This window comes from Muricauda sp. SCSIO 64092, assembly GCF_023016285.1.
In the GTDB taxonomy this organism is placed as follows: Bacteria; Bacteroidota; Bacteroidia; order Flavobacteriales; family Flavobacteriaceae; genus Croceivirga.
In genome coordinates this window covers 1,581,468-1,607,986 of the sequence record NZ_CP095413.1, presented here as the reverse complement: position 1 = coordinate 1,607,986, position 26,519 = coordinate 1,581,468, and the positions used below count along the sequence as shown (strand labels likewise).

The following is a 26,519-nucleotide window of genomic DNA, read 5'->3' as shown; positions in this document are numbered from 1 at the left end:
TCTATATATAAAAATACGGATTAATTCGATTATTTTTTAGTCGTAAACATTTTTCTACTCGTTTTCATATCGGCATACCTGGGGTCTTCGATATAATTTTCCTTTTGCATTTTTATGACCTCAATGCTCAAGAATCCAAATTCGCTGACCACTTTCCCATAAAAGCGATAAATGCCCTTGCCCCTAAAACGATACTTTGCCGCTATGGGAGGAAAAAGTACGGTATCAAATACTTCACCGTACCAATCCAGTAAGGTTGCAAAATGCATACGTTCCCCTTTATGGGTACTGGTGTTCTTTACCGTTACCAGATACCCATAAATATCAATATGTTTATTGAGATACCGTTCCAAATCCCGTTGTCCGTTCTTGTTTTTGGGAGGTTCCTGCAATAATTCAAAAGGATTGCACAATGGAAAACCAAGAAGTTCCCACTGTTCAAAAGCAGTTTCGGGAGGTGTTGTATGCAACTCAGGAATTTGAAAGTTGCGGCATTTGGGGGGAAATAGCTTGGGATGGTCCAATCGTTTGGTTTTTGAGAGCATCAAGTGTGCTTTCCAGAGCAGTTCATGTTTGTTGGTGCCCGTAAACCGTAAGGCATCGATACGTATTAAAATGCTTATCTGCTCTATTGAAATCATAACACGATCAACAAAGTTTTCCAGGGAGGTAAACTTTCCGTTGGCTTCCCTTTCTTTGAGGATACTTCGCATAACACGTTCTTCCAACTCCCGCAAATACATCAATCCCAAATAAATATGTTTTCCGTGGATGACATTTGCAATATGGCTTAGATTGATACAGGGGGGATGGATGGTTGCCCCAAGCATTCGCGCTTCGTTCACATAAAATTCAGGGCGATAAAATCCCCCGCCATTATTTAGGACGGCGACCATAAATTCCAGGGGAAAATAGGCCCTTAGAAACAGACTTTGATAGCTTTCGACCGCATAGGAGGCGGAGTGTCCCTTGGCAAAGGCATAACCTGCAAAACTGGCCACTTGGTCCCAGATCCCATCAATGAGTTTTTCATCGTAGCCTTTTTTGATGCAATTACTTCGAAACTTTCCCTTTACTTTTTCGAACTCTTCCCGCGAGCGAAATTTACCACTCATGCCACGGCGAAGCACGTCGGCCTCGCCAAGGGTCAAGTCCGCAAAATAGTGCGCTACTTTGATCACGTCTTCCTGGTAGACCATGACCCCATAGGTCTCTGGCATAATATTGAGCATTACGGGATGTGCTTTCTCTTCTGCCCTGGTAGGGTTTCGATGCCTGAGGATATATTCACGCATCATCCCACTTTTGGCAACCCCGGGCCTAATAATGGAACTGGCCGCCACCAATCCCAAATAATTGTCCACCTCCAATTTTTTAAGGAGCATGCGCATGGCTGGGGACTCCACATAAAAACAGCCCATGCACTGCGCTGTTTTTATGAGGTTGTTAATGACGGGATTGGTATAAAACCCGGATACATCATGAATATCAAAGTTTGCCTTTTCCGGTTGGTTCTGTTTTATGATGGCTACGGTATCCTTTATTTTTCCCAATCCCCGTTGCGCTAGGATATCAAACTTAAAAAGCCCCACATCTTCTGCGATGACCATATCAAAATGGGCCGTGGCAAAACCCTTGGGGGGCATAAACGTTGCCGAGAAATGGTGTAACGGTTTTTCACTGATAAGTATCCCACTGGCATGTACGCTAACATAATTGGGCATGCCTTCCACCAGTTTTCCATAGGTAAGAACGAGCCTTGCCATACTGTCAATCCTTGATGGTGGAAGGGTGCCGTTGCTCAAGGCGTCAATTTCATCCTTTGGCAAACCGAACACTTTGCCCAATTCACGGATGACCCCTTTTCGTTTAAAGGTCACATAGGTGCCCACCAGGGCCACATGGTCAAAACGATTAAAGATGTATTGGGTCATGTACTCGCGGTCCCGCCATGAAAAATCGACATCAAAGTCCGGGGGATTGGCACGGTATAGGTTGATGAACCGCTCAAAGTACAAATCGAGTTCTATGGGATCGACATCGGTAATGTACAGCAGGTAGGCTACAATACTATTTGCACCACTCCCGCGACCTACATAGTAAAACCCTTTTTCCCTGGCGTGGGAAACAATGTCCCAATTAATGAGGAAGTAAGAGACAAACCCCATCTTTTTGATAAGGGTGAGTTCTTTGGTCAACCTTTTTTTTATGATTTCCGAAACCCCATTTTTATAGCGTTTGGGAAGCCCTTCATGGCATAGCTTTTCAAGTAATTCGCCATCTTCCTTTTCGCTTGTGGTATAGCACTTTAAATTTTGGGGCTTCCGGTCTTTTGAAAAATCAAAATAAATAGCGCATTGCTGCAATAGGTGTTGGGTATTTTCAAGGATATGTGGATATTCTGAAAAAGCCGCGGCCAGATTTTCCAACGGATACATTTTTTCATCCGCACTGGCTACTTCCGTTTCCTCCAACTTGCTCAATAAAACGTTGTTGTCGATGGCCCTGAGTAACCGATGGGCATTGAAGTCCCTTTTACCCCTAAAGGTAACGGGCTGTTGTACCACTAATTTGTCCCGATGGTCCTTTAATCGTGAAAAAGGGAGCTTCCGTAAGTTTTTGATGGAAACCCCTATATATTCATGGTCCAAAAACGTTTCCTTTTGATGTGAGTGTACTTTTTCAAAGGGATAGATTACAAAGACATCCTTGAAATTTGGTGCTTGTTGGGGAATCCCAATGCCATTATGAAGGTGATGGGACAAAAATTGGTTCAGTTCCTGATAGCCATTATTGTTTTTGGCAATTCCTACAAAGCATTGGTCAACCCCATTTCTAAAATCGATGCCCAAGACAGGCGTGATATCATATTTAGGGGCTTCCCGTACAAAATTCAAGCAAGCCGAGGTGTTATTGATATCGGTTAGGACCAGTTGTTTTAGGTGGTTCCTTTGTGCCAAACGCAAGAGCTCCCGTTCGGAAAAAGTTCCAAAACGAAGGCTATAATAGGTGTGGCAGTTGAGATAGATGGCAGCTATTGGATTTGAATGTTAAACAGTAATCGTTAGGGGGTATCGCTTTCCGCTTCAATCTTAGGGGGAAGCGGTCTTATTTCCTTTATTGTTTTCTATGCGCCAAGACTATGGGAGGCTGCCCATTAAAAGGATTGTGCATCCTGCCAATGGTCCTTGCCCCAATTGCCGAGGCCCTGATAACCGCCCGGTCACCAAAGCGGTTACGTACCTTGTCCATGGCCTGGTACAAATTCAGCGCCTCTTCGGTATCGTCAAACAAGTTGATCTGATAATTGCCGGATACCAAATGACTGAACCGGATACCCACCAATCGTACCAACATTCGTTTATTGTACAGCGAATCAAACAGTTCCATAATCTTTGGGATCAGAATATGATCGGCACTGGTATATGGAATCCGTTTTTGTTTGGAGTAGGTGTTAAAATCCGAATATCGAATCTTCACTGCAATACAGGCCGTGAGTTTTTCGCCACGCCTCAGTTGATATGCCAAATTTTCCGTCATGGCCATGATGATACCCTTGAGCTTTACCACATCTATGGTATCACGGTCAAAGGTGCGTTCATTGGAGATCGATTTACGATCGTGAAAGGGTATCACGGGGGTATTGTCCATCCCATTGGCACGTTTCCAAATCACCTTGCCATTGGCGCCAAGTACCCTTTGCATAATATCCATGGGCATTTCTTGGATGGTCTTTACCTGGCGAATCCCCAAATTCCGTAAGGTTTGGTAGGTTTTATCGCCCACCATGGGTATTTTTTTTACGGACAGTGGTGCCAAAAAAGGTTTCTCCGTGCCAAAATCGATCTTAAGTTGATTATTGGGCTTTGCCTCATTGGTGGCCACCTTTGAAACGACCTTGTTTACCGAAAGACCAAATGAAATGGGCATCCCGGTCTCCGCAATGATTTTTCTACGGAGTTCTGTGGCATATCGATAGGAACCGAAAAACCTATCCATACCCGATAAATCGGCATAAAACTCATCAATGCTTGATTTTTCAAACACGGGTACGGCTTCTTTGATAATTTCAGTAACCTCATCGGATACCTTGCTGTACGTCCCTGCATTTCCTTTAATGACCTTGGCTTCGGGGCAAAGCTCCCTGGCCATTTTCATGGGCATCCCGGAATGGATGCCATAGCCCCGGGTCTCGTAGCTGCAAGCCGCAACCACTCCCCGATCGGTGATGCCACCCACCAATAGCGGTACGCCTTGCAGTTCCGAATTTAGCCGCCGCTCCACGGAAACAAAAAACGTATCCAGGTCAAGATGTAAAATGGTCTTATTCACTATTGCGTAAAAAGGGACACTAATTTATGGAAAATTTCCATATTATTGGATTTATTCCATAATAATATAGCAAATTTCAATATGGGAAGAAACATTGAAGGTGCTGAAGGTTCAAATCAAATCAGTTCGGCTAAATAGCACAGCGGTATGGAGGCCAGATTGCCTATGTGATTTCACCGGAGTGCAGCTTCCCTAAATTAGCCGGACTTGTTCAATTGCTGTCCTAAAGGTTTTGATCAGGTTGTGGTGAAAGCCTATCCAAGAAGCAGCAAAGACCTAAGTGTAGAACTGGTCCATCTTATTTCGGATTTCCTTTAGGCACAAATTCCCCAAACTGCCCTCATGGGTATGCGCAATGTCCTTTTTGGGTTTAAAGTTGCCATTTTCAATGGCTTTGCCCATGGTCTTGTACGCATCACGGAAGGGCATGCCATTTTTGACCATTTCATTTAGGGTGTCCACGCTAAAAAGGTAATCGTATTTTGCATCGTCAAGGATGTTTTCCTTTACCTTGATTTCCCTGAGACTAAAAGTCATCATCTCCAAACAGGCTTTCATATCCTGTAGGGCGGGCAGGATACTTTCCTTTACCAATTGTAAATCCCTATGGTATCCACTGGGCAGGTTATTGATGATCAAGGTCAATTGATTGGGAATGGATTGGATCTTATTGCATTTGGCCCGGATCAACTCAAATACATCGGGGTTCTTTTTGTGGGGCATAATGCTACTTCCAGTGGTCAATTCATTGGGAAAGGAGATAAAATCAAAATTCTGGCTCATAAAAAGCGTAATATCCATGGCCAGTTTTGACAAGGTACCAGCAACGCTGGAAAGTCCAAAAGCGGTACCCTTTTCCACTTTCCCACGGCCCATTTGTGCTGCGATAACATTGTATTTTAAAGTTTCAAAACCCATTTCTTTGGTAGTGAAACTTCGGTCAATGGGGAAGGAACTGCCATAGCCCGCAGCACTTCCCAGTGGATTTTGATCGGCAGTCCTGTAGGCAGCTTCAATGAAAAACAGATCGTCCACCAAACTCTCTGCATAGGCCGAGAACCATAAGCCAAAGGAAGAAGGCATGGCGATTTGCAGATGGGTATATCCTGGCAGCAATACCTTCTGGTGTTTTTCGGCCAATTCCAACAACAGGTCAAACAGGGACTTCGCCAGGAATTTAATTTCCTTCAATTCGTCCTTGAGGTACAATTGCATGGCAACCAAAACCTGGTCGTTCCTCGATCGGGCCGTGTGGATTTTTTTTCCGGTATCACCCAGCTTTTCGGTGAGCAGAAATTCAATTTTGGAGTGCATGTCCTCAAAATCGGTTTCAATAACAAATTCGCCCTTTTCAATGGATTTTGCGATAACATCCAATTCCCTTACCAGGGCTTCTCCTTCCTCCTTGGCGAGTAATCCCACTTTAGCCAACATTTTGGCATGGGCGGTAGAGGCCATCACATCATATTTTGCCAATAGCAAATCCAATTCCCTGTCATTGCCCACGGTAAAGTGGTCTATTTTTTTATCGGTACTAAAGCCTTTGTCCCAAAGTTTCATGTTTTGAAGTTAGAAGTTTTAAGTTAGAAGCTATTAGGTCTTAGGATCGGCGTATTTTTTGATTAAGGTAAAGGTCATTTTTTGGACTTCCCTGCAAAGGCTTAAAATAATTTCCAATTCTTTTTTTGGTATAAATCCAAGCCTTTCTGAAATTTCCAATTGCGTTTTAAGTTCGTTGATCGGACCATTTGATATTTCCAGAAAATTTCGGAACACATTTTTGGAACTTCTTCCCGCACCTTCAGCAATATTGCTCGGAATGGAGACAGCACTTCTACGAATTTGACTGGTAAGCCCAAACTTTTCTTCACTTGGAAATATTGCGGTGGTTTTATACACCAATTCAACCAGTTTCATTGATTTTTGCCAAACAATAAGTTCTTTGTAGTTGTACATCTTTTAACCATCAACCATCAACCATCAACCATCAACCATCAACCATCAACCATCAACCATCAACCATCAACCATTAACCATCAACCATTAACCAATAACTATTGACTAGATAAAAATCCTTCCAAAATGGCAATATACAATCCCACGGCCTCTTCAACCTCATGCACATAGATAAATTCGTCTGCGGAATGTGATCGGGGACTATGGCCAGGCCCCAACTTTAGTGATTGACAACTCAATTCAGCCTGATCCGATAAGGTGGGCGAACCATAGGTTTCCCTTCCCAATGCAATTCCGGATTGGACCAAAGGATGGTCAATGGCTATGGAAGAACTGCTCAGGTTCAAAGAACGGGGCCTCAATTCACAGGGGGCCTCACGTTTTAGGATGTCATAAATTTCCTCATTGGAATAACAATCGTTTACCCGGGTATCGATAACCAAATCTACATGCGCCGGTACCACATTATGTTGACTGCCCGCTTTGATCTGGGTGACGGTCATCTTAACGGGACCCAAAACATCCGAGACCTTATCAAATTGGTAATTCTTGAACCACTCCAATACCTCAATGGTGTTATAAATGGCATTGTCGTCATTGGGATGTGCGGCATGGGAAGGTGTTCCGTCCACTTTTCCTTCAAAAACCACTAATCCTTTTTCTGCAATGGCCAATTGCATTTGCGTGGGTTCACCCACTATGGCAACGTCAATTTCCGGAAGAATGGGCAATAGTGCCGAAATACTCTTATCGCCAGCATCCTCTTCCTCGGCCGTTGCACTCATGATAATGTTATACTGCAAGTCCTCGCGCTCATAAAAATGTACAAAAGTGGCCAGGAGGGAACATAAGGCCCCACCTGCATCGTTACTGCCCAGACCATATAATTTCCCGTCTTCAATATGGGGATGGAAAGGGTCTTTGGTGTAGGCGGAATTGGGTTTGACCGTATCGTGGTGGGAATTCAGCAATAGGTTGGGCTTGTTTTCATCGTAATGCTTATTGAACGCATAGATGTTGTTAAACTGGCGTTTGGTATCCACCCCAAACTTTTTGAGCCAAACGTCAATAGCTTCTGCCGTTTCATCCTCCTCTTCGGAAAAAGAGGGGATGGAAATCAATTGCTGTAACAGGTCCAAAGCTTCCTGGGCCAATGTTTCTTTGTCGATGGTCATAAAACGAGACTTGTATAGTTTGTATTTTCTTTCTCAAATAATCCCAGATTACCAATTCGGACTTCTTTTGCCCCATGGCGTAGGGCATGGAAACAATTGTGTAATTTGGGAAGCATGCCGTGGGAAATCACTCCCTGTGAAACCAACTCCTTGTAGGAATTGGAATCAATTTTCGTGATAATGGAACCTTTATCATTAACATCTTTCAGGACCCCATTTAACTCAAAACAATAATACAATGTAGTTTCGAAAGTAGCACTTAATCCAATAGCGACCTCTGCGGCAATGGTATCTGCATTGGTATTCAGTAATTGTCCTTTTTGATCATGGGTCAGGGCACAAAATACGGGTGTCAGTCCCTGTTTCAAAAGCGTTGTCAGTATTTTGGAATTGACACCATCCACATCACCCGCAAAACCATAGTCCACCTCTTTTACGGGGCGTTTATGGGCTTGGATACTATTGGCATCGGCTCCACTCATACCCAGGGCATTGACTTTTAAGCGTTGCAATTGGGCAACAATGGTTTTGTTGACCAATCCGCCGTAGACCATCACGGCAACATCCAATGTGGCCTTATCGGTAATGCGCCTACCATTGGCCATTTTAGGTGCAATGCCCAATCTATGTAACAATTCGGATGCTTTTTTGCCGCCTCCATGTACCAATATTTTATAGCCTTCCAAGCGCGCAAAATGTTCTAAAAACAGGGAAAGTGCTTCATGGTCTTCAATGATGTTACCGCCAATTTTTACTATGGATAGGGTTTCTGTCATCTTAGGTGTTTAAAATTCCGCCATCAATGGTCACTGCCGTTCCCGTTATCCAGGAAGCGTCTTCCGATACTAGAAATAAAGCCAGTTTGGCCACATCTTCCGGGGTGCCCAGTCTTTTCAGCAATGTGGCGTTGGCAGCATTTTCAACAGCAGTTTTTGGGTCCTCAAAGGCCTTTGCCGAATCCCAGATCAATGGGGTGTCCACAGGGCCTGGGCATAACGCATTTACCCTGATCTCCGGGGCGTATTCAACGGCCATTTGCCGCATTAGGGCAAGTGTTGCCCCTTTTGAGGCACAGTAGGCGGGATGATTGGGAAAACTCTTGAACGCCGCAATGGACGAATTGATGAGGATGGTACCGCCCCTATCTTTTTTTAGATGGGGGATGGCATATTTTGAGATATAAAAGATGGAGCTTAGATTGACATCCAATGTTTTTTTCCATTCCGAAATGGGTAGGTCCACGACATTACCCAATCCCAACATTCCAGCATTCAATGAGAGTACATCCAAACGGCCAAAGTTGCTCAGGGCTTTGTCGACGAGTTTTTTGTTATCCTCAACATTGCCTACGTCCCCTGGTACAAATACCGATCCGGGGAGTTCTTCCTCAAGGGTTTGGCCCCTTTCTTCGTTACGGCCGGAAAGGATGAGTTTGCCCCCTTCTTTATAAAAGGCCCTGGCAATGGCTTTTCCCATTCCGCTTGTTGCTCCGGTAACGATACAGACCTTGTCCTTTAATTTGATTTCCCCCATTTAAAATACTTCCAATATTCGCTTTAGGACCAACTGTGCGGCAAAGGTCCTATTGTTTGCCTGTTCAATGACCAAACTTTGGTCACTGTCCAGTACCGCATCTTCCATGACCATGTTCCGCCTTACGGGCAGACAGTGCATAAAATGGGCCTGGCCCAACTTTTCCTTGGTCATTTTCCAACTTTTGTCCACATGTAGGACCTGGCCATAGTTCGAATAGCTACTCCAGTTTTTTACATAGACAAAGTTCGCATTTTTAAGTGCGCTTTGTTGGTCATGCACAATTTGACAGCCTTCTGTGATTTTTGGGTTCAAATCGTACCCTTCGGGATTTGTGATCACAAATTCCGCATCCTGGAGTTTCATCATTTCCACAAAGGAATTGGCTACGGCATGGGGCAATGCCCTGGGGTGTGGTGCCCAAGACAAGACCACCTTGGGCCGTTCCATTTTTTTATGTTCCTGAATGGTTATGGCATCTGCCAAGGCTTGCAAGGGATGGGCCGTTGAGCTTTCCATATTGACCACGGGAATATGGGCGTATTTCACAAAACCTTGCAGTACTTCTTCCTTTTCATCTTTTTCCTTATCCTCCAAACTTGCAAATGCCCGTATGGCAATAATGTCACAATATTGGGACACTACCTGGGCCGCTTCCTTGATGTGTTCCGCCTTTCCTGCATCCATGACCACCCCATGTTCAAATTCCAGTTGCCAACCCTCGTTTCCGAAGTTCATGACCATTACGTCCATTCCCAAATGCTGGGCCGCTTTTTGGGTACTCAGTCGGGTACGCAGACTGTTGTTGAAAAAGAGCAGGCAAATGGTCTTTCTTTTGCCTAAATTTTCAAACGCATATGGATTGGCTTTTAATGTCAGGGCCTCTTGCACCCCTTGTTGCAAATTGCCTAAATCTTGTATGGATAGATAGTTTTTCATTCTTACTTTTTTGTGATTCCTGCCTTCCCTTCGACTGCCTGCCCGCTCGTAGCATTCAGGCGGGCGCTCAGGGTGACAGCAAGGAATTCATTTTACTTGTTCATTTTCTTTGCCATGTCGTCCTCTCGCTATGCTCATTGGAGACCATGGAAAACGAATTAAAAGAAAGGGCACTTTACCTAAGGTTTTTCCCTAAACCCTACGAACTCAAGATGAGTTCAATTCTTCGTTAAGTCCCTCGAAGAATCGATTTATTTGATTTTTTGTGATGTTCAATGCAGGCAAAAACCGCAATAGTTTTTTATTGGCCGAACCGCCCGTAAACATGTGTTGGTTATAAATTAGGTTTTTTCGAAGTTGACCGACTTCAAAGTCAAATTCCAGTCCCAACATCAATCCCCGGCCCTTTACCTTTTTTAGGGTTGGAATTTCTTTTGCCTTTGTTTTGAAGTAGGTTTCCAATTGCAGTGCATTTTCAATAAGGTTTTCCCGTTCTAGGACTTCCAAAACTGAAAGTGTTGCCATGCAGGCCAAATGGTTGCCGCCAAAGGTAGTGCCCAATAACCCGTAGGAGGGCTCAAAGGAATTGTGGATTAACACCCCGCCAACGGGGAAGCCGTTGCCCATACCCTTTGCAATGGAAATGATATCCGGACGGTCGCTGGGCGAGGTCGAAGGGACATGGTGTTGGAAGGCGAAGAATTTTCCACTTCGTCCAAAACCCGATTGTACTTCATCCGCAATGAGTACTACTTGATATTGTTTGCACTTTGCAGTCACAAATTGATAAAATTCCGTAGTGGGTTCATCCAATCCCCCAACACCTTGAATGGCTTCCAGGATCACGGCGCAGTGTTCCTTTTGGGCAATACATTTTTCAAAGGCTTCAAAATCATTTAGGGGTAGGAAATCAACTTTCTGTTGTTGATTCAGCGGTGCGTTAATTTTAGGATTGTCGGTCGTTGCCACTGCAGCGGAGGTCCTGCCATGAAAACTGTTCCTAAAGGCAATGACCTTAGCTTTTCCAGTGTGAAAGGAGGCCATTTTTAGGGCATTTTCATTGGCTTCGGCCCCAGAATTGCAAAGAAATAACTGGTAGTCCCTACACCCGGAAAGTTCCCCCAACTTTTCACTTAATTTGAGTTGGAGCGGATTTTGGATGGAGTTGCTGTAAAAAGCCATCTTTTGCAATTGCCCGGTCAACTGCTTCACATAATGGGGATGGGAATGCCCAATGGAAATCACGGCATGGCCCCCATAAAAATCGAGATAAGTATCCCCTTTATCATCGGTAAGTTCAATTCCCTTTGCGGAAACAGGGGTTACATCGTAAAGCGGGTATACATCGAATAATTTCATATTATCGCGCTTTTGGTCATTTTGAATGAATTTGGGCCATTTGGATTTTCCCTCCAAAGGCTCGAAATGGCATTCTATTTTAAGGTTAACTACAATTGTCTTTCTTTAATTCGATTGATCTTCTCAAAAGAGGTCACTATCCCACGGATCAAGGAGGAGCTCAACCCTTGATGCTCCATTTCGTTCAAACCTTCGATGGTACACCCTTTTGGGGTGGTCACCTTATCAATTTCCTCTTCGGGATGGCTGCCGGATTCAATCAGTAAACTCGCGGCACCGTTACAGGTATGCATGGCCAATTCCTGGGCTTCTTTGGCATCAAACCCCAATTGGATGGCCCCCTGGGTCGTGGCCCGAATCAAACGCATCCAAAAAGCGATGCCACTGGCACAGATTACCGTAGCCGCCTGCATTTGCTCTTCAGGGATTTCCAAAGAATGCCCCATCCGGTTAAAAATGGCCTTGGCCAAATCGATCCGTTTTTTTCCGAGATCATTCGCACAAAGACAGGTCATACTTTTTCCCACCGAAATGGCCGTATTGGGCATGCTCCTAATGATATAGTGGTCGGTGCCGATAATGGACTCCATGCGCTGGATGCTGAAGCCCGTTATGGTACTGATGACCACATGGTTTTCGCCCAATAGATCCTTGATGTCGTCTAAAATGGCTTCAAAATGACCGGGCTGTATGGCAAAAATGAGGATGTCCGAATGTTGAACGGCTTCCCGATTGTCCGATGTTACGGTGACATTACCATACTTTTCAAAATCCTTGATTTCCGAAATGTTCCTTTTGGTGAGGTACATGGTGGTTGCGCCATTGCTGTGCAGCACCCCTTTTGCTATGGACAATCCCAAATTACCTGCTCCTATAATGGCTATTTTCATATCTGAATGTTTGTTGATGGTTGATGGTTGATGGTTTATGGTTGACGGTTAATGGTTGTTTTGGTTTTCTGGATTCCCATGGGTTGAATCGCTCGGTTCCAGTAAGTCCCAAAGATTTCCATATAAATCTTCAAAGACGGCAACTGTTCCATAGGGTTCTTTTTTGGGTTTCCTAACGAACTTTACCCCTTTTTCGAGCATTGCCGTATAGTCTCTCTGGAAATCGTCAGTAAAGAGAAAAAGGAATACCCTTCCCCCGGTTTGATTGCCTATGCTGAGCGATTGTTTTTCAGTATCGGCCTTTGCCAATACCAGCGAGCTTTCCCTGGCCCCTGGAGGAGCTATCACAACCCATCTTTTTTCTTCACTGAGCTTGGTGTCCTCCACCAATTTGAAGTTTAGCTTTTTGGTGTAGAATTGAATCGCTTCATCATAATCGTTCACCACCAACGCGATATGTGCAATCTTTTGTCTCATTGTTAAAATGTGCTTGCCTTTAGTCGCAATCCCAAATCCTCTTCCAGACCAAAGATCAAATTCATGTTCTGAACCGCTTGCCCCGATGCGCCTTTCAGCAAATTATCTATTGCCGAACTTATCAATAGGACATCCTCATGTTTGTGGACGTGGATGTGGCAATTATTGGTATTGATCACCTGTTTCAAGTGGATGGGTTCCTGGGAAACATGGGTGAATTTTGCATTGCGGTAATATTTGGTGTATAATTTTTGCGCTTCTTTCTGGCTTCCGTTAAAATGGGTATAGGCCGTTGCAAATATGCCTCGGGAAAAATTTCCGCGTTGCGGGAGAAAATAGAGCTTTCCAAGCTCGTTCCCAAAGGAATACAGACTTTCCCCAATCTCACCCAAGTGCTGATGGGTAAAGGGTTTGTACCAACTTATATTGTTGTTTCGCCAACTGAAATGGGTCGTTTCCGAAGGTTTGATACCGGCTCCCGTACTTCCGGTGACTGCATTGATATGAACTTCATTGTGCAATAATCCTTTCTTGGCCAGGGGCAATAATGCCAATTGAATGGCGGTGGCAAAACATCCGGGATTAGCGATGGCATTTGCATTTTCAATGGCATCCTTGTTTAATTCGGGCAGGCCGTACACAAAGGTATTGCCCTGAAAAGTGGCGTCGTTTTGCAATCGGAAATCGTTGCTTAAATCGATGATCTTTGTCCCGTCCGAAAATTGATGGTTCAATAGGAATCTGGACGAATTTCCATGTCCCAAACAGAGGAATACCACATCTACACTGGAATTTATGTTCTTTGTGAAATGAAGTTCCGTTTGTCCCAATAGATCGGGATGTGCCGATGCAATGGGTTTGCCCGCCTTGGTGGTACTGAAGACAAAGTCAATTTCAATTGCCGGGTGATTCAGCAAAATTCGGATCAATTCCCCTCCCGTATAACCTGAACCTCCTATGATACCTGCTTTAATCATGATGTTGATTTACATGGTTAGCAATCTTGGCGGGATTGGACAGGATTTTGATAAAACCCTTGGCCTCATCCGCAGTCCACCCTTTGTTCAATTCACCATAACTTCCGAAAGAAGCGTTCATAAGATCATGTGGGGAGGCCACTCCGTCCAATCGAAACTGGAATGGATATAGCGCCACAAAAACATCCCCTGAAACGTTACGTTGGGTATCGGTCAAAAAAGCTTCTATATTTCGCATAACCTCATCCAGGTAATTTCCCTCGTGGAGTAACATCCCATAAAAGTTGCCCAATTGTTCTTTTTGGAACTGTTGCCATTTACTGAGCACATGCTTTTCCAATAAGTGGTGTGCTTTTAGGATAATTAAAGGGGCGGCGGCTTCAAAACCGACCCGGCCCTTAATGCCAATAATGGTATCGCCCACATGAATATCCCGCCCAATGGCGTATGGGGATGCCATCTTTTCCAACTTTTCGATATTCTTTACGGGACTATCCTTTTCATCGTCAATGGCGATCAGTTCCCCTTTTTCAAAGGTGAGTTTTACTTTTGATGGTTCTTTTTGTTGCAATTGGCTTGGGTAAGCGGAATCGGGCAAGGGGAGATGTGACGTTAAGGTTTCATCGCCTCCCACGGAAGTGCCCCAAAGTCCCTTATTAATGGAATATTTGGCCTTTTCCCAAGAATAATCCACACCGTTGTTCTGTAAATAGTTGATTTCCTCTTCCCTGGTCAGCTTCTGATCGCGTATTGGGGTAATGATTTCAATTTTCGGGGCCAGCGTTTGGAAAATCATATCAAACCGGACCTGATCATTTCCGGCACCGGTACTGCCATGGGCAATATAATTGGCGCCAATTTTTTTGGCGTGTTCCACGATTTCCACAGCCTGGACAATTCGTTCAGCGCTTACGGACAGGGGGTAGGCATTATTTCGCAGGACATTGCCGAAAATGAGGTATTTTACCACCTTGTCATAAAATGTCTGCACCGCATCTATTGAGGTATAGCTGGCAGCCCCGAGGGCAAGTGCCTTTTTTTCGATTTCTTTAATTTCCGCCACGGAAAATCCACCGGTATTTACGCTAACGGCATGAACTTCAAAACCGTGTTCCTTGGATAGGTTCATGGCACAGTAGGAGGTATCCAAACCACCACTATAGGCGAGTACGAGTTTTTTCATTTTGTTTTCTTTTTAAGGAATAAACTTTCCTTTATGCTTTTTAACCGTTGAAAGGTTTTCTTATTGATTTTTTCAGCATTGGGATGCTTGTTCTTTTCAGCAGGGTCATACAACATTCCCGTGCATAAGCACATTTTGCGTTCCGTACGCGTAAGGATATCGAAGTTTTTACAGGTTTGGCAGCCTTTCCAAAAATCGGGATCGTCCGTGAGTTCAGAAAAGGTAACGGGTTTGTATCCCAACGCATAGTTCATTTTCATCACGGGAAGCCCGGTGGTAATGCCAAAGATCTTGGCATTGGGAAACTTTTCCTTTGATAGTTCAAAGATTTTCTTTTTGATTTTTTTTGCCAGTCCCTGTCCCCGATAATCAGGGTGGACAATAAGCCCGGAATTGGCCACAAAATCCTTGTTGCCCCAAACCTCGATATAGCAGAATCCCGCAAATTTGTCACCATCAAGGGCAATAACGGCATTGCCGTTCTGCAATCTTTTGATGATGTATTCCGGAGAGCGCTGGGCAATACCAGTACCTCGAACCTTGGCCGACTCCGTAATGGTGTCACTTATGATCTTGGCGTATTTAAAATGTGATTCGTTGGCAACGACTAGTTCCATTGCTGACGTTTAAGTTGTATTAAAAATTGAAATGGTTTGGTTGGAAACGGGAATGGACTCACCTAATCCCAGAAGATAATGTGCACCCTTACGGGCGACGGCGTGCAGTGAACGGACGTACTGGAGCAATGGCGCTCAATGTAGTGGATATGTTGTGCTGTTCGTTCATGATGGGGTAAATGTACAAATTTCTTCAAAGTTTGTATATTTTGTTATGAGTTTTTACGAATCAGTTGAGGAATGTTACGATTTTTCAGAAATTCATAAACGAAGTAACCAATCACCAAAAAATATTCAAGGGTAATCAACCAAAGGTTTTCCTTAAACTCCGGTTGGGAATAGGTGAAATAGCTTAGGATTATTACCGCGGACCATAAAATTGCAAAGCGGTAATCGGTAAACAATCCCAATACCAGGGGAAAAACAATATACCATGGATGCACGGTCGAGGACAAAAAATAGTAGCCGACCAAAACAAAAAACATGGATTTTAAGACGGAGGTCAAGGTTTGGTGCTTTTGCATAAATGTCAAAAGGAGTATAATGATAAGCGTAGCAACTTTTACAAAGTTTCCGTATGATTTGATTAATTCCCATGGCTTGGAACCGAAAAATTCCACTCCCAGATACTTTACCAGATTATAAATGCTGGCGTTAAACTCAAAATTCGAAAACCATAGCCCGATGGTCTTACCATAATTGGCAGCCAATTCCGGTGTATAAAAAGGGATGAGATAAATGAAACTGCTTACCCCCACCACACTATAAAAAAGGGCACTTTTCCGTATCCCAAAAAATTTCAGAAAAAGGGGAAGGAACAGTAAGGGAACCAACTTTAGCATAATTGATGCGGCATAGATGGGGGCCGCTAAAATATATTTCCCCGCAGATATAAGGTACATGGCCCATATAAAAAGGAACAGCATCATACCTTCAAAATGCAGATTTCCCGTAAGTTCTATGATGACCAACGGGTTGAGGAAATACCAAAAAAGTAAATGGGGACTTAGATTCAGGTTTCCCAACAATTTCCTTCCAAAATAAAGTATACCCATGTCCGCTGCAATGGTAAAGGTGCGCAACCAAATTAAGGAGCCCATAATGCTTCCCATCCCCAACAGGGAGCTTAGATAAAAGAACAATTGATTTATTGGGGGATAGTTGCTGTAGTGTCTTGCACTCAATGTGCCCATCCCTTGGTACAGTTCATTGGCGTTTTGAATATGAAAGGTAGTTTTTTCAATCAGCTCATTTGGCGTGCAGCGGTACGGATTAAGGCCATTCTTAATAAGTTCCCCATCCCAAATAAAGCGGTAAAAATCCTGGGATAGATTGGGTTCGACCATCAGGAAAACCAATCGGAACAGTATTCCGGCAACCAACAAAAACTTAAAATTCCATTTTTTAAATTGAATTAGTTTGTAGTGGAGGAAGAAAAGTGCAGCAAAAAGTGAAAGTAGTTTTGGAAAATCCTCCCGGACGAGATTATGGGCAAAAACGCCATAAAAAATACAACTGACCAATACCAGAAGAATTGGAATTCTGTGAAGCTTCCAATACTTGGCAACCCTGTTCTGCATGACCGCTTAGTTTCAACTGCCCTAAAATAGTGGTAAAATATGGTAATTCCATTACGTGGTCCTGGAGAACGAAAATAAATCCCATGCCCTTGGATGGCAGAAGAAAATGACACTTTTGCTCTATGGGGACGTGTTTTTATTTCAATGCGTCCAGTAATGGTAAGAGCCAAAATCGGTTTCCAAGATGCATTGATGGTCACTGGCGAGCTATAGTATAGTTGGATAATCGAAGCCCATCCATTGTAAAAAAGAGCTTCCCTTTTAATTGGTTATTGGTTAAAGGTTGTCTTTATTTAGTTTGGTTGTATTTCTTAAAATTTTCAGCCTGCTCAAAAATTTCTTTATAGACTTCATCACGCTCTACTGGAGGGTAACCGTGTTCATCCAATAAAAGAATAAGCCCCACTTTAAGAGCGGACTTAATATCGTCCCGTTTATTCCAGTCCGGGAATTTGGCTTGACCATCTACAAGGCCTTTTACGGCTTTGGCCAATTCAATCAGTTTATCTTCTGGATAAGTGAAATCATATTTAATACAAAGCTCTTTGAGGATGTCATAAAAAGCTTTTTCTTCAAAATCAATACCTAAATCATCTCCCGATTTGAATTCTTTGTACACATCCCAGATAAGTTCGGTTAATTGTTCCGCCATTTCCTCATAGACTTCACTTCTCAAAACATCATTTTCATCCCTTTGGTTGTATTTATATACCAAGGATTCCATTTTTTTAGAGAAATCAACACCTTTTACCTTATTTACTTTCTTCATTTCTCCAATGGCACGAGCCAATAACTGTTGAAGGAGCTTGATTTTTGTATTGGGGAGTTTAATTTTATCAATTTTGGCTAAGTAGTCTTCATCAAAAATGTCCTGTTCTTTTTCGGTATCTTCTCCCATCTTAAAGATTTCATCAACGCCATCACTTTGCAATGCATCTTTAATCATTTCCCTGACCTTGGCATTCATTTGGGCGGTATCAGGGGCATCACCTTTGGTAAGCTTGAAAACAATCGACCTTATTGCTAAATAAAAGTGCGTATAATCTCTTTGATTTTGGGTTAGTTCCTCACTGCCTGCACAAATATCATACGCCGCTTTCAGTCTTTTTACCAAACCCATAAATCGAGTTTCCATTTCTTTGGTGAGTTGCACAAATTCAGCAGCCATATTGAGTGTGTTTAGTTGCTCTAAAGCTGTACCGTTAAAATATTTAGTGCCGTCAAACTTATGTAAAAGTTTGGCCAATAAATCCAGATGATTTTTTACTACAACCAATGATTGCTGAATGTCTTCAAAATTATCTTTATCACCCTCAGAATATTTTTTTAGGGCTAAATTCATTTGTTTTTTAATACCTATGTAATCTACCACCAAACCTTTGTTTTTACCTTTGAACTTGCGGTTTACACGGGAAATGGTCTGTATGAGATTATGTTGTTGGATAGGTTTATCGATGTAAATGGTATCTAAGAAAGGAACATCAAAACCAGTTAGCCACATATCAACCACAATAGCAATCTTAAAATTGGATTTTTCATTTTTAAATTGTCTGTCCAATTCCTTTCGGTATTCTTTGGTGCCTAATAAATCGTACATTTCTTTAGGGTCGTCTTTGCCTCGGGTCATAATCATTTTGATACGTTCCATAGGTTTGATTTCCCGTTTTTCCTTATCTGTCAGTACAGCACCTTCTTCAGCTATTTTTACTTCATTCCATTCAGGCCTTAGAGCAATGACGTTTTTATAAAAGGCATAGGCTATTTCTCTGGAGCTACAAACAAACATGGCTTTTCCCTTGATGGTAGCACCTTCTGTAATTCGATTTTCGTAATGCTGCACAAAATCGGCTGCAAGCGCATCCAATCTGTCCGGGTCGCCCAAAATGGCATTCATATTGGCAGATTGTTTTTTGCTCTCCTGTATTTGATATTCATTGGCACCCGATTCCTCAGCGACCTTGTAGTATTCTTCTATCTTTTCCAGTTCCCTGTTTTGTAAAGCTATTTTTGCAGCTCTGCCTTCATAAACGATTCTAACCGTAATTTCATCTATTACCGATTCAGTCATGGTGTAAGCGTCTACTACTTTACCAAATACATCTAAAGTAGCATCTACTGGTGTACCTGTAAAGCCAACATAAGTGGCGTTGGGTAATGAATCGTGTAAATATTTTGCAAAGCCATAGGATTTTTTAACTCCTTTCTCAGTTACCCTAATTTTTTGGTCCAAATTGGTTTGACTCCTGTGTGCTTCATCTGAAATACAAATCACATTACTTCGCTCAGTCAGCAATTCAATATCTTCTGTGAATTTGTGAATGGTTGTGAGGAATACACCGCCACTGGCTCTACCTTGCAATAGCTCTCTTAATTCAGCTCTGCTTTCTACACTTTTAATGGTATTATCTCCAATAAATACTTTAGCATTGGTAAATTGACCTGAAAGTTGGTCATCTAAATCAGTTCGGTCTGTAATTAAAACAATGGTAGGGTTTTCAAAGTAGGTACTTTTCATCAACAACCTTGTGAGATAGAGCATTGTAAAACTCTTACCACTTCCTGTGGCACCAAAATAAGTACCTCCTTTTCCGTCTCCCTCCGGTTTTTGAGCTTTTTTAATATTGTCGTACAGCGCTCTTGCAGCGTAATATTGTGGATAACGACAAACTATTTTTTCATCCTTTTTAGAGGTGTCAGGAATGTATATGAAATTCTGAATAATATCCCTCAAACGGTTTTGATGTAACATCCCTTGAACTAGGGTAAACATACTGTCTATACCATCTACCTCTTTGGCTAAACCTGAAATCCTGCGCCATGCATAGAAAAATTCATAAGGAGCAAAAAATGAACCTGCCTTGTTATTCACCCCATCACTGATGACACAAAAAGCATTGTATTTAAAAAGTTCGGGTATGTCTCTTTTATATCTTGTGGTTAGCTGCACATAGGCGTTGTGAATGGTACAATTTTCCTGAATAGCGGTTTTAAACTCAAAGACTACCACCGGAATACCATTGATATACATAATACCGTCAGGGATTCGCTTTTCCGTGCCTATGATTTCCAGTTGATTGACAAATTTATAGGTGTTATTGTTTTCTTGTGAATAATCTATTAGGTAAATCCAAATGTCTTTTTGGTTACGGTCTTCCCTTTTAAAGCTAAAACCATCAGATAGCCATTGTACTACAGTTTTATTGGTTTCGTATAAATCGGATGCAGGCAAGGTTTTGAGCTGGAATACAATGGACTTGGCTTCTGTTTCTGTAAGCCTTTCTCGTTTATATTGATTTAAAAGGAAGGCTGTTAAATCTTCCTCAATAAGTACTTCATCAGGATTGCGGACGATGGTATTTCCTAAGTAATGGGGATATGCTTCGTTACCCAATAACTCTATAAACGCTTCTTCTAATTTTGCTTCTGTAAATTTCATTGGGTTTTTATGCTATGCGGTTGGTTTTGTTATTCTTAGTTTATTTTCTTTATTATCGATTGGCTCATTAGTGGCCAATTCGGCCAAATAACGACCAATTATTATTCCTATGGTTGATTTGATGCAATTATGAGTCAATCATGAGTCCATTGAGCCAATTATTATCATTATTCAATAGATTTTTGATTCAATGATGTCCCTATAATGTCTCCACGATGTCCCAATTGTCCCAACTCTAATTACGATAGTTCATAATACGAGCTAATAGCTGTTAAAAGCATTCTACTTTGATTCGATTATGATGCAATTGATGCAATTATGATGCAATTCAAATTTCATAATAAGAACCAGCTCCTTTTAAACTTGATGGTCTCAAAACAGTCTTTTCAACTAATTCTTTCAAGTCTCTGGTTGCCGTTATTCTAGATACATCGTTCAACTCTTGATATTCTTTATTGGTTATCTTTCCATTTTCCTTTACATATTGCATGGCTTTAATCTGCCTTTCCGATAAACCTAATTGTTTTAATTGTTCTTCGGAAAGATGGTCTTTGTAAAGCGTTACCAAAACCCCTCCATTAAACTCTTTGATTTCGGGTTCCGGAAGTCCGGCCTCTTTACAGGAGTTAATTATTTTTAATGTTCCACGTCCCCAGGAATCAATATATCCTGCTTTAAAGCACACATCGGCAATCAATGGGTTTCGTGGTTTGGAAACATGATGCACTTTTAAGCTTTCTTCGTCCAATCCTTCAGGCAAAGCTCCTTCGTTCCAAATAGAGAGTATATTATCATATACCCGCATTTGAATTTTTGCCCTCATATAAGTTCTATGCACCATGGCATTCAATAACATCTCCCGGATGGCTGCTACAGGGTATTCTCCTTTTTCTATCCTTTGTAATCCCTCAAAACTAATCTGTTTGGTCAAAAACTTTTCATTCAATAGTTGGGGAACTCTTACCAATAGCCAGCTAATATTCCCTTCCAACTGTTCCTGGAAACGAAGGTCGGCATCATCTTTTCCAAAACGACCAATTTGCACCGCCACATTTGGATAAAATTTGTTTGGGTCTTTTCCAAATAAAATGAGTGCACCACGCTTAATTTTGCCATCTTGCATTAAGCGTAGTTTTTCCAACAATTCTTGATTGGTTAAATCGTGGCTTGCAGGCATTCGCCCACTTTTATCTGCATCATTTAAAAAACGGGCAATGCTTAAATCTTCAATGTCTTCAATCGTTGCCCCATTCTCAATAATAGCATCCCATGTTTTTCCCGCCTTTTTTAACAAGAATTCATTTAATTCAATCCCTGTTAGCTCCGTTTTTACACTTCCAGAGCGATAGTAATACCGTCCTCTTAACGATACCGGAACAGAATAGGGTTGCACTATAATTTCAATGCACTCTTTTCCATTATCGGCTATGGTATTGATATCACAGATAATACCTAAGTGGTTTTGTATTTTTTGTGGTATGGATTCCATTAAGTTTTTAACCCCATCAACACCAACAATAGTTCCGTTATCATCTTTGCCAATGTATATTTTACCGCCAATGGCATTGGCAAAACCACATACCCATTTTAGGTAATCGTCATGCCAACTTTGTTTATATTCTATGTTTTGGGTTTCGGGCATGTTTTTAATTATAAGTTTACCATTTCTTTTTCAGCCTTAATCCTGGTCATTTTGGATAGAAGTAAATCATTAGTTTCTTTTAATAATCTTATTTCCTCTGAATTAGAAACAATTCTCTTAAATATTGGTTGAATTAAATTATCGAACGAATTAAGAATTTTGTCATTAGATTTTAGAAGATTTATACTCATTAAATTTCTTTGATTAATTTTTGGTTGCGCCGCACCGGTCACTAAATGAGAAGCATTTATAAAAGAAAGAGCAACTTTCAGAAACTCGGTAGAGTAGGAGTCTTTTCCCTTTATTATATGTGCATGGTTGTTTAACCAGAACTTTCCCCACACGTATTGTGTCGCTGGCCTTCCTTTTTTGTCTACAACATTAGCTCCATCCTCAGATACTAAAAGAAAAATACCGTCATAAATAAAATCGTCTATATAATCTATAATGGACATTGCTCCATAATAAGGGTAAGCTCCAGGTATTTTATCTCTTTCTTCTCCTGAAAGAGGTTTTCTTAAATTATCTAAGCAATCACAAAAATTATCTAAGCTCATAACCTCCCACTCAATAGGAATCTCCTTATCCAACTCGGCATTATAAACCATCTTACCACCCGAAGATTTATACCCTTCGGCTCCGCTCAGGGTACCACTTAAATATGCTGGAAACTCAAAATCTACAAACCAGTGCTTATATAAAGTTTGGGCAGTTTCTTCCAGTTTTTTGTTAAACTGTTCGTTGAGTTTGATGTGATTTACAACGGTATTATATTCTTTAACGATTTCTTTTTGGCTTTCCATTGAGGGAACGGGCAGCTGCATATCTTCAAAATCTTCCCACTCCAAACTACCACGTACACCTCCAACCGCATAAAAACAAGCTTCTCTATCAAATTCTGACCTAGAGAACCACATCATAAGGTATTCCGGTAGTAATTCATTTTTATCTTTAATTTGAAAAACCGGGTACGCCTGGGAAATGATAGCTTCATCATAATCCTTTAATAAAGCAACAGGCATTTTTTTATCCCTACGAACCTGCATAACGCTGCAAGCAAATTGTCCCCTTCGTATGATTTTGTAGTTTTTCATGTTTGTTCCAACTGTATTCGCAACAGAGGGAATAAACTCTTTTGAAATGCTTAAACCTAATAAGGTAGTAACCGAAAGATTTTTGTTCCTTTCGTCAACCAGTTCTATGAAATCGCCTATTCTTCTATAATTCGATTTCATATCCTAGTTCTTTAAAAACACCCAACAATTCTTGCTTTGATGCCGCTTCTTGCTTTAATAGGTATTTAAGTTCAGACTGCAAGGACACCATCTTCTCATCAAAATCAATATTCTCGTCCCGGTTTACAAACTCAATATACTTGCTTGGAACCAGAGAATAATCCTTGTCAATAATCTCTTGCTTTGTAGCTGAATAACAAAATTCCGGTTTGTCTTTATAGCCGAAATCTTTCTGCTGCCAGCTATGATACGTATCTGCAATTTGTTTAACATGGCCAGTGGGGCCATCGGAGAATTGGATGAACTTCTTTTCAAAAGGTTCTCCAATTTCTCTTAAATCCAAAAACAGCACTTCTTCCTTCCGGTTTCTATAATTCCGTATAGTATCGGGAAGTTGTAGTGTTCTTTCCTTTTTATTGTTGTTTAAAATCCAAAGTGTAACACTGATATTGGTTGTATAGAACATATTTTGTGGCAACACGGCTATAGCTTCCACAATTCCATTTTCAATAAGCTTTTTACGAATCTTATATTCTTCTCCGCCACCTGATAAAGCACCATTAGCCAAAATAAATCCTGCTACTCCGTTTTCAGAAAGTTTGCTCACCATATTTAAAATCCAGCCATAATTGGCATTGCTCTTAGGAGGTACCTCATAACCCTTCCAACGGGGGTCGTCCAACAGTTCATCTGCGCCTCTCCAGTCCTTTTGGTTAAAAGGTGGATTGGCCATGATAAAGTCAGCCTTTAAGTCTTTATGCTGGTCATCTGCAAAGGTATCGGCAGCTTTTTCACCAAGGTTTGCCGAAATACCCCGGATGGCCAAGTTCATCTTTGCCAGTTTGTAAGTGGTATTGGTGTATTCCTGCCCATAAATGGACACCTCTTTTTTATTGCCGTGATGGCTTTCTATAAACTTTATGGACTGTACAAACATACCCCCTGAACCACAGGCTGGGTCATAGATAATACCTTTGTACGGCTCTATCATTTCAGCAATAAGGTTTACAATACTTTTTGGGGTATAGAATTCCCCTTTTCCCTTTCCTTCCTTGATCGCAAATTTTGACAGGAAGTATTCATAAACACGTCCCACAATATCTTGACCGTTATTTTTTAGGGTATCAATTTCATTGATTTTGTCCAATAGGGATGCTAATTTGGATTTGTCCAGCCCCAACCGTGAAAAGTAGTTGTCAGGTAAAGCACCTCGTAATGAGGGGTTGTTCTTTTCAATGGTATGTAGTGCCGTATCTATTTTTATGGCAATATCATCTTGCTTGGCATTTTTACTGATGTATGACCAACGGGAAACTTCTTCCAGAAAGAAGACATTTTTCATATTGTAGAAATCTTTCATTTCTACATATTTTTCTTTGCCTTCAGTAATTAACGTTGCCCTGCGTTCTTCAAATTTATCGCTGGTGAATTTTAGGAAAATAAGTCCCAAGACCACATGTTTATATTCCGAGGGCTCTACGGAACCTCTTAATTTATCACACGATTGCCAAAGGGTTTCTTCAATCGTCTTTGTCTTTTCGACTTTCTTTTTTGCCATATATGGTGTTGCCTTATTTTTTATTTGTCTTAATATCTTTTGCCGCTAGTTGCAAGGCTTGCAAAGCCTGATTTTCATCGGTGACCACCTCTAATACCTGGTCGGTTAGCCAAAGGGTCAATAGTTCTTCTGAATTGGTATTTAATATCTCAGCCATTTTTATCACCTGTTCCCGTTTTGCTCTGCGCTCACCACGTTCTATTTTACTGAACATAGGTGTGTCAATTTCCAACTGCGCCGAGATTTGCCGTTGCAACAAACCTTGACTTTCCCGTAACGCTTTAATGCGATTCCCTAACTTCATGACCTTTGATTTGCTATTAATAAATATTCTCCTGTCAAATTGAACCTTCAAAACATTTGATGGCTAATCAAATTTTGACGTTTCAATTAATGACTTGTCGAATTTTGTCCAGTTTAAACAATTAAAAGCAAACTAAAAAGAGGAAATCCGTAAATGAAGAAATTTTTGCTAAGCGTATTGCAAATCTATTTTATCCAATAATCTATTACTGAGAAGAGTAAAGATGTTTTTTTATCAAGAGATACTCATTGTACCATCTCTTTTTGTTTTGGTTAAAACTTAAATTATTGTGTTTTGCCCATACAGTAGGTTGAATGCCATAGGTTTCTTCTCGAAAGGCCGTAACAAGAAACCCCGTTCTATATTTGACTTCTGGGGGTAATGGGATAGTATCCAATAAATGGATAAAGTACTTGTCTATTTCATTTATTTCTTCGCCTCCATGGCTATATTTTTTATACCCATTCATTTTTTTGATGAAGTTATCGGGATATCTAAACATTAAATATGTTTCATTCAACCTTTCATTGATGTCATTGAAAGCTTGCAGCCCCATATCTTTAACGGATTGGATTTTATCCATTAACTTCTCCAAATCGTGAGAGTGAGATTTAATATTGTTTAAATCAGTGTCTTCATCCATTAATAACAGCATACATTTTAGTTCCTTTTCAATGGCTTGAGAGGCCAAAATATATGCTTGGTCAAGCATTTCATTATAAAAACAACATCTAGCTGCAATATAATCGTTTGATGCTATTGAGTGTAGACCAACTATAATTTGGTTTTTATGGCAGTATTCTCTCAATTGTTGGTTGTTCATTGTAACCTCCATATATTATTTGTTAGATTATTAACCTTCTGATGGTAGATAGTTCAAAATAAACGATTTAATTCAACTGTACATTGAAGTAAACAGGAAAAAAATGCAGCTAATGGAAACAATAATGGTAACAACAAAAGTGATAACCGCCCATTTGGGATATACCCCTGCTGTTTGAAAGAGGGATGCCATTCGATTGTAAAACCGTTCCTGATGCTCCCTTTAGCTTTCCAATTGCTTGCTATGTTCTTTTAAGACAGCTTTAATTTTTTTTAGGTCAATGGAAATCTTTACATCTTTTATATTCTCGTTGATAGCTTCTAATCTGTAGGCATCATCACGGAAAGCTTCCATTGCAGAAGTTAATAGTCCCATATATTCTTTAGAGCCTGTTTGGGAGTTTGTGATTGGAATTGTTATAGGCCATTTTTAGTGCGGAACGAGGCACGACATAGCGAAAGCTGTGGGCGGGCCGGGGCGATGGAAATGCATGGCCATAGTTA

General features: G+C 41.3%; 22 protein-coding genes. All 22 read right to left on the bottom strand.

Features of this window, described 5'->3' with window-relative positions; genetic code table 11:
• Positions 1 to 29: 29 nt before the first annotated feature.
• The gene (locus L0P88_RS06735) at positions 30 to 3,029 is read right to left on the bottom strand and encodes a DNA polymerase III subunit alpha (protein ID WP_247134846.1); all 3,000 of its coding nucleotides are present in this window, start codon (positions 3,027 to 3,029) and stop codon (positions 30 to 32) included.
• A gap of 88 nt (positions 3,030 to 3,117) precedes the next feature.
• Positions 3,118 to 4,332, bottom strand: coding sequence for a DNA polymerase IV (dinB, locus tag L0P88_RS06730; protein ID WP_247133838.1), 1,215 nt, complete (start codon positions 4,330 to 4,332; stop codon positions 3,118 to 3,120).
• A 276-nt stretch (positions 4,333 to 4,608) separates the two neighbouring features.
• Positions 4,609 to 5,892 (bottom strand): argininosuccinate lyase, encoded by a 1,284-nt coding sequence (argH, locus tag L0P88_RS06725; RefSeq protein ID WP_247133837.1) that lies wholly within the window; start codon positions 5,890 to 5,892, stop codon positions 4,609 to 4,611.
• Between the two features lie 33 nt (positions 5,893 to 5,925).
• A complete protein-coding gene (locus L0P88_RS06720) occupies positions 5,926 to 6,288 on the bottom strand; it encodes a four helix bundle protein (protein WP_247133836.1) in 363 nt (120 codons plus the stop codon).
• A 98-nt stretch (positions 6,289 to 6,386) separates the two neighbouring features.
• The gene (locus L0P88_RS06715; protein ID WP_247133835.1) at positions 6,387 to 7,463 is read right to left on the bottom strand and encodes a M20 family metallo-hydrolase; all 1,077 of its coding nucleotides are present in this window, start codon (positions 7,461 to 7,463) and stop codon (positions 6,387 to 6,389) included.
• Positions 7,460 to 8,239 (bottom strand): acetylglutamate kinase, encoded by a 780-nt coding sequence (argB, locus tag L0P88_RS06710; RefSeq protein WP_247133834.1) that lies wholly within the window; start codon positions 8,237 to 8,239, stop codon positions 7,460 to 7,462. Before argB ends, L0P88_RS06715 begins: the two co-directional genes overlap by 4 nt.
• A gap of 1 nt (position 8,240) precedes the next feature.
• Positions 8,241 to 8,996, bottom strand: a complete 756-nt coding sequence (locus L0P88_RS06705; RefSeq protein WP_247133833.1) for an SDR family NAD(P)-dependent oxidoreductase — start codon at positions 8,994 to 8,996, stop codon at positions 8,241 to 8,243.
• Positions 8,997 to 9,935 carry an acetylornithine carbamoyltransferase gene (locus L0P88_RS06700; RefSeq protein ID WP_247133832.1) on the bottom strand — a complete coding sequence of 313 codons (939 nt, stop codon included), beginning with the start codon at positions 9,933 to 9,935 and terminating at the stop codon, positions 8,997 to 8,999.
• Between the two features lie 207 nt (positions 9,936 to 10,142).
• Complete coding sequence (locus L0P88_RS06695) at positions 10,143 to 11,294, bottom strand: aspartate aminotransferase family protein (RefSeq protein ID WP_247133831.1); 1,152 nt, start codon at positions 11,292 to 11,294, stop codon at positions 10,143 to 10,145.
• An 89-nt stretch (positions 11,295 to 11,383) separates the two neighbouring features.
• A complete protein-coding gene (proC, locus tag L0P88_RS06690; RefSeq protein WP_409557722.1) occupies positions 11,384 to 12,202 on the bottom strand; it encodes a pyrroline-5-carboxylate reductase in 819 nt (272 codons plus the stop codon).
• A gap of 30 nt (positions 12,203 to 12,232) precedes the next feature.
• Positions 12,233 to 12,661: a VOC family protein gene (locus L0P88_RS06685; protein WP_247133829.1), complete on the bottom strand. Its 429-nt coding sequence runs from the start codon at positions 12,659 to 12,661 to the stop codon at positions 12,233 to 12,235.
• A 2-nt stretch (positions 12,662 to 12,663) separates the two neighbouring features.
• A complete protein-coding gene (gene argC, locus L0P88_RS06680; protein ID WP_247133828.1) occupies positions 12,664 to 13,638 on the bottom strand; it encodes an N-acetyl-gamma-glutamyl-phosphate reductase in 975 nt (324 codons plus the stop codon).
• Complete coding sequence (locus L0P88_RS06675; protein WP_247133827.1) at positions 13,631 to 14,821, bottom strand: argininosuccinate synthase; 1,191 nt, start codon at positions 14,819 to 14,821, stop codon at positions 13,631 to 13,633. Before L0P88_RS06675 ends, argC begins: the two co-directional genes overlap by 8 nt.
• Positions 14,818 to 15,438, bottom strand: coding sequence for a GNAT family N-acetyltransferase (locus tag L0P88_RS06670; RefSeq protein ID WP_158776600.1), 621 nt, complete (start codon positions 15,436 to 15,438; stop codon positions 14,818 to 14,820). Before L0P88_RS06670 ends, L0P88_RS06675 begins: the two co-directional genes overlap by 4 nt.
• Positions 15,439 to 15,650: 212 nt before the next feature.
• Positions 15,651 to 17,018: a mannosyltransferase gene (locus L0P88_RS06665; RefSeq protein ID WP_247133826.1), complete on the bottom strand. Its 1,368-nt coding sequence runs from the start codon at positions 17,016 to 17,018 to the stop codon at positions 15,651 to 15,653.
• Positions 17,019 to 17,307: 289 nt separating this feature from the next.
• Complete coding sequence (locus L0P88_RS06660) at positions 17,308 to 20,454, bottom strand: type I restriction endonuclease subunit R (RefSeq protein WP_247133825.1); 3,147 nt, start codon at positions 20,452 to 20,454, stop codon at positions 17,308 to 17,310.
• 328 nt (positions 20,455 to 20,782) lie between these two features.
• Positions 20,783 to 22,096: an ATP-binding protein gene (locus L0P88_RS06655; RefSeq protein ID WP_247133824.1), complete on the bottom strand. Its 1,314-nt coding sequence runs from the start codon at positions 22,094 to 22,096 to the stop codon at positions 20,783 to 20,785.
• A gap of 8 nt (positions 22,097 to 22,104) precedes the next feature.
• On the bottom strand, positions 22,105 to 23,331 hold the full coding sequence (locus tag L0P88_RS06650) for a restriction endonuclease subunit S (protein ID WP_247133823.1): 1,227 nt from the start codon (positions 23,329 to 23,331) through the stop codon (positions 22,105 to 22,107).
• Entirely contained in the window at positions 23,315 to 24,889 is a 1,575-nt protein-coding gene (locus L0P88_RS06645; RefSeq protein ID WP_247133822.1) for a type I restriction-modification system subunit M, read from the bottom strand. The genes L0P88_RS06650 and L0P88_RS06645 overlap by 17 nt, the downstream gene beginning before the upstream one ends.
• A 13-nt stretch (positions 24,890 to 24,902) precedes the next feature.
• Entirely contained in the window at positions 24,903 to 25,193 is a 291-nt protein-coding gene (locus tag L0P88_RS06640; protein WP_247133821.1) for a helix-turn-helix domain-containing protein, read from the bottom strand.
• A 205-nt stretch (positions 25,194 to 25,398) separates the two neighbouring features.
• Positions 25,399 to 26,028, bottom strand: coding sequence for a HEPN domain-containing protein (locus tag L0P88_RS06635; protein ID WP_247133820.1), 630 nt, complete (start codon positions 26,026 to 26,028; stop codon positions 25,399 to 25,401).
• Positions 26,029 to 26,238: 210 nt separating this feature from the next.
• Positions 26,239 to 26,391, bottom strand: coding sequence for a DUF6730 family protein (locus L0P88_RS06630; RefSeq protein ID WP_247133819.1), 153 nt, complete (start codon positions 26,389 to 26,391; stop codon positions 26,239 to 26,241).
• Between the last annotated feature and the right edge of the window lie 128 nt (positions 26,392 to 26,519).

What these genes read in the sequence shown, in the direction of transcription:
- argH (WP_247133837.1), bottom strand. Translation starts at nt 5,892, where the DNA reads ATGAAACTTTGGGACAAAGGCTTTAGTACCGATAAAAAAATAGACCAC.
- L0P88_RS06720 (WP_247133836.1), bottom strand. Translation starts at nt 6,288, where the DNA reads ATGTACAACTACAAAGAACTTATTGTTTGGCAAAAATCAATGAAACTG.
- L0P88_RS06715 (WP_247133835.1), bottom strand. Translation starts at nt 7,463, where the DNA reads ATGACCATCGACAAAGAAACATTGGCCCAGGAAGCTTTGGACCTGTTA.
- argB (WP_247133834.1), bottom strand. Translation starts at nt 8,239, where the DNA reads ATGACAGAAACCCTATCCATAGTAAAAATTGGCGGTAACATCATTGAA.
- L0P88_RS06705 (WP_247133833.1), bottom strand. Translation starts at nt 8,996, where the DNA reads ATGGGGGAAATCAAATTAAAGGACAAGGTCTGTATCGTTACCGGAGCA.
- L0P88_RS06700 (WP_247133832.1), bottom strand. Translation starts at nt 9,935, where the DNA reads ATGAAAAACTATCTATCCATACAAGATTTAGGCAATTTGCAACAAGGG.
- L0P88_RS06695 (WP_247133831.1), bottom strand. Translation starts at nt 11,294, where the DNA reads ATGAAATTATTCGATGTATACCCGCTTTACGATGTAACCCCTGTTTCC.
- L0P88_RS06685 (WP_247133829.1), bottom strand. Translation starts at nt 12,661, where the DNA reads ATGAGACAAAAGATTGCACATATCGCGTTGGTGGTGAACGATTATGAT.
- argC (WP_247133828.1), bottom strand. Translation starts at nt 13,638, where the DNA reads ATGATTAAAGCAGGTATCATAGGAGGTTCAGGTTATACGGGAGGGGAA.
- L0P88_RS06675 (WP_247133827.1), bottom strand. Translation starts at nt 14,821, where the DNA reads ATGAAAAAACTCGTACTCGCCTATAGTGGTGGTTTGGATACCTCCTAC.
- L0P88_RS06670 (WP_158776600.1), bottom strand. Translation starts at nt 15,438, where the DNA reads ATGGAACTAGTCGTTGCCAACGAATCACATTTTAAATACGCCAAGATC.
- L0P88_RS06665 (WP_247133826.1), bottom strand. Translation starts at nt 17,018, where the DNA reads ATGCAGAACAGGGTTGCCAAGTATTGGAAGCTTCACAGAATTCCAATT.
- L0P88_RS06660 (WP_247133825.1), bottom strand. Translation starts at nt 20,454, where the DNA reads ATGAAATTTACAGAAGCAAAATTAGAAGAAGCGTTTATAGAGTTATTG.
- L0P88_RS06655 (WP_247133824.1), bottom strand. Translation starts at nt 22,096, where the DNA reads ATGCCCGAAACCCAAAACATAGAATATAAACAAAGTTGGCATGACGAT.
- L0P88_RS06650 (WP_247133823.1), bottom strand. Translation starts at nt 23,331, where the DNA reads ATGAAATCGAATTATAGAAGAATAGGCGATTTCATAGAACTGGTTGAC.
- L0P88_RS06645 (WP_247133822.1), bottom strand. Translation starts at nt 24,889, where the DNA reads ATGGCAAAAAAGAAAGTCGAAAAGACAAAGACGATTGAAGAAACCCTT.
- L0P88_RS06640 (WP_247133821.1), bottom strand. Translation starts at nt 25,193, where the DNA reads ATGAAGTTAGGGAATCGCATTAAAGCGTTACGGGAAAGTCAAGGTTTG.
- L0P88_RS06635 (WP_247133820.1), bottom strand. Translation starts at nt 26,028, where the DNA reads ATGGAGGTTACAATGAACAACCAACAATTGAGAGAATACTGCCATAAA.
- L0P88_RS06630 (WP_247133819.1), bottom strand. Translation starts at nt 26,391, where the DNA reads ATGGGACTATTAACTTCTGCAATGGAAGCTTTCCGTGATGATGCCTAC.